The sequence below is a fragment of the Romboutsia sp. 13368 genome, assembly GCF_018336475.1.
Classification (GTDB): Bacteria; Bacillota; Clostridia; order Peptostreptococcales; family Peptostreptococcaceae; genus Romboutsia.
In genome coordinates this window covers 1,738,055-1,742,557 of the sequence record NZ_CP048741.1, presented here as the reverse complement: position 1 = coordinate 1,742,557, position 4,503 = coordinate 1,738,055, and the positions used below count along the sequence as shown (strand labels likewise).

Below are 4,503 nucleotides of genomic sequence, written 5' to 3'. Positions count from 1 at the left end.
AATTATTAATATGGAATATAAAAGTAATTAAGAAAAGATGTTAGTGAAAAAGGAGGTATTTAAACCTCCTAAATATTTGTTAAATAGCTTAAAAATTGTTCAAATCTTATGCCATCATTTCTATCATCATTAAATTTAGAACTGTATTCAACTACTTTATATATAAAATTAGTTGCAATATCTACACCATACTTTAAATCAAATCCTCTACATATCATAGCACATAATATAGAAGTGAAAATATCTCCAGTACCACTATAAGAACGATTATTATATTTTATAGAAGTGAAAAATGCTTCATCTGTAGATTTATCATATGCAATATTAGAAATATTACCATCTTCTAATATACCAGTTATAATTACTTTTTCAGGACCTAACTTAGAAACATCTTTAGCTATTTGTATTACTTCATTACGTGAAAAATTGCGTTTAGTAATATTTCTACCTGTTAAAAAGCATGCTTCAGTTAAATTAGGTGTAGTTAAATTAGAAATTTTAACAAGTTCTTTAATTTTAAGGCAAGACTCTTCATCAAATATTGGGTATAATTCTCCATCATCACCCATTATTGGATCAACAACAATAAAAGCATCAGGATTTTCATTTATAAATTTAGAAACAATATCTATTTGTTTAGAAGATCCTAAAAAACCACTATATATACAGTCAAAATTTATATTTAAATCTTTCCAAACCTTATAATAATTAGTCATTTCATCAGTTAAATCTAAAAATGTGAACTTAGGATATCCTGTTTGACTAGATAGTATAGATGTTGGAAAGGGGCAACATTGAACTTTTAATGCAGATATTATAGGTATAGCAACTGATAATGAGCATCTACCAATTCCAGATAAATCATTTATTGCAGCTATTTTTTTCAAAATATATAGCACCTCCAGAAAACTTAATGAAAAATATGTAAATATCTTGTCTATATAATTATACAATATATGTTATCAGTTTATAAACTAAAAGAAAAATAGTTATTTATTTTATAGATTTATTTGGACATAATAATAAAAAATAAATAATTATTTATAATGGATAATGTATGTACTATTTATCAGGAGGTGTAGCTTTGAGTAGGCTTAGATTAAAAAATAAGTGCATAAAAAGTGTAGTTGTCTCTATATGTTTAATTTTTATAGTGTCTCTAGGGATAATGATATCAAAATTAAATTTTAATTCTAATTTTAATGGAAATGATATAGAAGCAATACAAATAGATGATGATTTAATGAAAGAGCAGTATCAACTTCTTTTAGAGAATTTATTTGATTATAGAAATAAATCAATATTACAACAGAATGAAGAAATATTAAAAGAACTTTATGATGTTGAAAAAAAGACTGGTTTATGGGCCTATGAACATGAAGTTGAAAAAATGAAATATCTAAAAAATTGGTCTAGTAAGCAAGGCGTAATATTTAATGACATAAAGACTAAAGTAAAAATCAGGAAAGTAAGAGAAAAAGAGACAGATTTATATGGAATAATATGTAATGTTGCAACAGACTATAATTACTCTTATGAAAATGAAAAAGATATTCAAAATGTATTTAGAATAGGAACTGAGCATTATTTAAATGTAAAGATAAAAGATAATCAATATATAATAACTAAAGAGTGGTATACGGACCCATTTGCAGACTCATTAAATTTAGAAAATATTAAATCAGATGATATAAAAAATTATATACTAACTCAGAAAAAACCAGAAATACAATTAACAAATGAGCAACAAAAGGCTATAGATTATGCTCATAGATATTGTGGAGTTTCAACTGAAGATGAATATGAATTTAAATTTAATAAAAATTATAAGAATTTTAACCCTGATGGAGGGGATTGTGCTAATTTTGCATCTCAAATAATGTATGAAAGTGGAAGATTTAAAAAAAATTCCATATGGAATTACTCTAACAGAGAAGGAACTAAAGCTTGGGTAAATGCACAAGGATTTAAAAATTATATATTAAACAGTGGAAGAGRTAGTATAATNNNCAGAGGGTCATATGAAGAAACTTATAAGGAGTCTTATAACTTAAGACCTGGAGATTTTGTAGCATATGAAAAAGGTGGAAGGATAACACATGTATCTACTGTTACAGGATTAGACTCTAAAGGATATCCATTAGTAACATGTCATAATACTGATAGATTATTAGTTCCTTGGGACTTAGGATGGAGTAATAAAGCTATAAGATTTCATTTAATAAAGGTTAATTATTAAGCCTATAAAGATGTTAGTAATTAATTAATATTTGACAAATATGTATTTATGTGTTAAATTAGTAATAAGGTTACAATAATTGTGACTAAATAATTGTGTTTTTTTTAGGAGGATTTATCAATGAAAACTGGTGTAGTTAAATGGTTTAACAACGAAAAAGGATTTGGATTTATATCTGTAGAAGGTGAAGGAGATGTTTTCGTACATTTCTCAGCTATAACTGGTGAAGGATACAAGTCTTTAGAAGAAGGACAATCAGTTCAATTCGACGTAGTTGAAGGAGCTAAAGGTCCTCAAGCTGCTAACGTAGTTAGATTATAATCTAAAGTTCATATATATTAGTAATTCTAGTAATATGTGAAAGACAGCCGCCTGCAAGCGGCTTTTTTAATGTGAAGAAAAGTTTATATTGATATATTTAAATTTAAAAATAGTACTAAATGTGTTAAAATTAAATTATAGAAGATATTGCAATATACCATATGGATTAAAAATTAATAGCATATATTATATATGAGTATATGGAGGTATAAATAGTGAATATATTATTTTTTTTGACACCAAAAAGTGATGTAGCATACATATACGAAGATTATACAATGAGACAAGCATTAGAAAAAATGGAGTATCATAGATATTCATCTATTCCAATTATAAATAAAGAAGGTAAGTATGTTGGTACAATTACCGAGGGAGATTTATTATGGACATTAAAAAATGAACTTTCTTTAGATTTAAGATCTATAGAAGATATTCCGATAACAGAAGTTAAAAGAAGAAAAGATAATAGACCTGTGTCTATAGATGCTAATATAGAAGATTTAATTTCTAAGTCTATGAATCAAAACTTTGTTCCAGTTGTAGATGATAAAGATACATTTATAGGTATAATTAAAAGAAGAGATATAATTGAATATTGTTATGATAAAATAAAAGCCTAGTTATTTAACTAGGCTTCTTCTTTTAAGCATGATACTTAACAGTTTCACTATATTTTGATTTTAAGTTATTTAATTCATTGTTGTAAGCTTCACTTTGTTTTTGGTACATTAAACTTCTTTCTATTTCATTTTTAACTTCTTCATACTCTGATTCTCCACCAGCTTGTCTATTTTCTAATTTTATTAAGTGATATCCAAATTGAGTTTTAACTGGTCCTGAAACTTCACCATTATTCATGTTAAATACAGCTTCTTCGAATTCTGGAACCATTTGTCCTCTAGCGAAAGTACCTAAATCTCCACCAGCATCTTTAGATGGGCAAGTAGAATGAGCTGATGCTGCAGATTCAAAAGTAAGTTCATTATTATTTATTTTATTTAGTATATCATTAGCTAATTCTTCAGAATCTACTAATATATGCTTAGCAGAAGCTGACTCAGGTTTGTTAAATCTAGATTTATTAGCTTCAAAGAAAGCTTTCTTTTCTTCTTCAGTTAAAGTAACATTAGATAAAACTTTATTTATAGCATATTGCTTTAACATATTTTCTTCAATTTTCTTCATTTCAGTTCTGAAATCTTCATCATTATGTAATTGATTTTCTTTAGCTTGCATGTAGAATAATTCTTGGTTAACTAAATCTTCTAGTAATTGTTTTTTACCTTCTTCAGTTTGGAAATGCATAGCTTGATATGGATCTAAGCTTTTTAAAGCACTTTCAACATCTAAATTAGTTATTTCTTTTTCGCCAACTGTAGCTAAAACCTTTTTTTCCATAGTAGTAACTCCTTTTGTTTATTAAATAATATCTTTGTAATATAAATAATATCAGAAAAAATCATATATGTCTAATATTTCCCAAAATATATAAAATATGTATTAATAGCAAAAAGTTATTATTAAAAGTAGTATAGATGAAAGCATTCCCACAAGGCCTTCTTCTATTTTGTATTTAAATAATTTAGTATAGGAAAAATATAAGCAAATAAGTATAAAAATTATCTTTAGAATTAAAAAGAATATACTTGTTGGAAATAATAATAAACTAAATAATGTAGATATGAAAGAACATAATATACTTACTCTATAATAAAGCGTTATATTTTTCATGATGTTTCTTTTTATAAATATTATAGAAAATATATAAATAGAAGTTATTATACAATATGTACTTACTAGTATTGTTTTTATAAAAGCATCAGAAACAAAAACTAATTCATACCAAATCATAGCCCAAAATGATAAAAATAAAAATTTAAAATACTTCTCAAAAAATTCTATATTCATAGTTACAATATATCCTTTCATAGTTATTAAGTAAT

Annotated in this window: 6 protein-coding genes; 3 read left to right on the top strand and 3 right to left on the bottom strand. The window is 25.4% G+C overall.

Going from position 1 to position 4,503, the window contains the following annotated elements; all coding sequences use genetic code 11:
• Window positions 1-68: 68 nt before the first annotated feature.
• Window positions 69-887 (bottom strand): pyridoxamine kinase, encoded by an 819-nt coding sequence (locus tag G3997_RS07090; protein ID WP_330616119.1) that lies wholly within the window; start codon window positions 885-887, stop codon window positions 69-71.
• 170 nt (window positions 888-1,057) lie between these two features.
• Here G3997_RS07090 and G3997_RS07085 point away from each other — a divergent pair, with 170 nt between their 5' ends.
• From G3997_RS07085 to G3997_RS07075, 3 genes are all read left to right on the top strand, one after another.
• Window positions 1,058-2,239: an amidase domain-containing protein gene (locus tag G3997_RS07085; protein ID WP_296644854.1), complete on the top strand. Its 1,182-nt coding sequence runs from the start codon at window positions 1,058-1,060 to the stop codon at window positions 2,237-2,239.
• A gap of 120 nt (window positions 2,240-2,359) precedes the next feature.
• Entirely contained in the window at window positions 2,360-2,560 is a 201-nt protein-coding gene (locus tag G3997_RS07080; protein WP_071119823.1) for a cold-shock protein, read from the top strand.
• Between the two features lie 215 nt (window positions 2,561-2,775).
• A complete protein-coding gene (locus G3997_RS07075) occupies window positions 2,776-3,180 on the top strand; it encodes a CBS domain-containing protein (protein WP_296644851.1) in 405 nt (134 codons plus the stop codon).
• 22 nt (window positions 3,181-3,202) lie between these two features.
• Here G3997_RS07075 and G3997_RS07070 read toward each other — a convergent pair whose 3' ends face one another.
• Together G3997_RS07070 and G3997_RS07065 are read right to left on the bottom strand one after the other, a co-directional pair.
• Complete coding sequence (locus G3997_RS07070) at window positions 3,203-3,958, bottom strand: peptidylprolyl isomerase (protein ID WP_296644849.1); 756 nt, start codon at window positions 3,956-3,958, stop codon at window positions 3,203-3,205.
• A 102-nt stretch (window positions 3,959-4,060) separates the two neighbouring features.
• The coding region (locus G3997_RS07065) for a hypothetical protein (RefSeq protein WP_296644847.1) at window positions 4,061-4,503 on the bottom strand (443 nt) is incomplete at its 5' end.

Coding starts and splice junctions, on each gene's coding strand:
- G3997_RS07080 (WP_071119823.1), top strand. CDS start 2,360: ATGAAAACTGGTGTAGTTAAATGGTTTAACAACGAAAAAGGATTTGGA.
- G3997_RS07070 (WP_296644849.1), bottom strand. CDS start 3,958: ATGGAAAAAAAGGTTTTAGCTACAGTTGGCGAAAAAGAAATAACTAAT.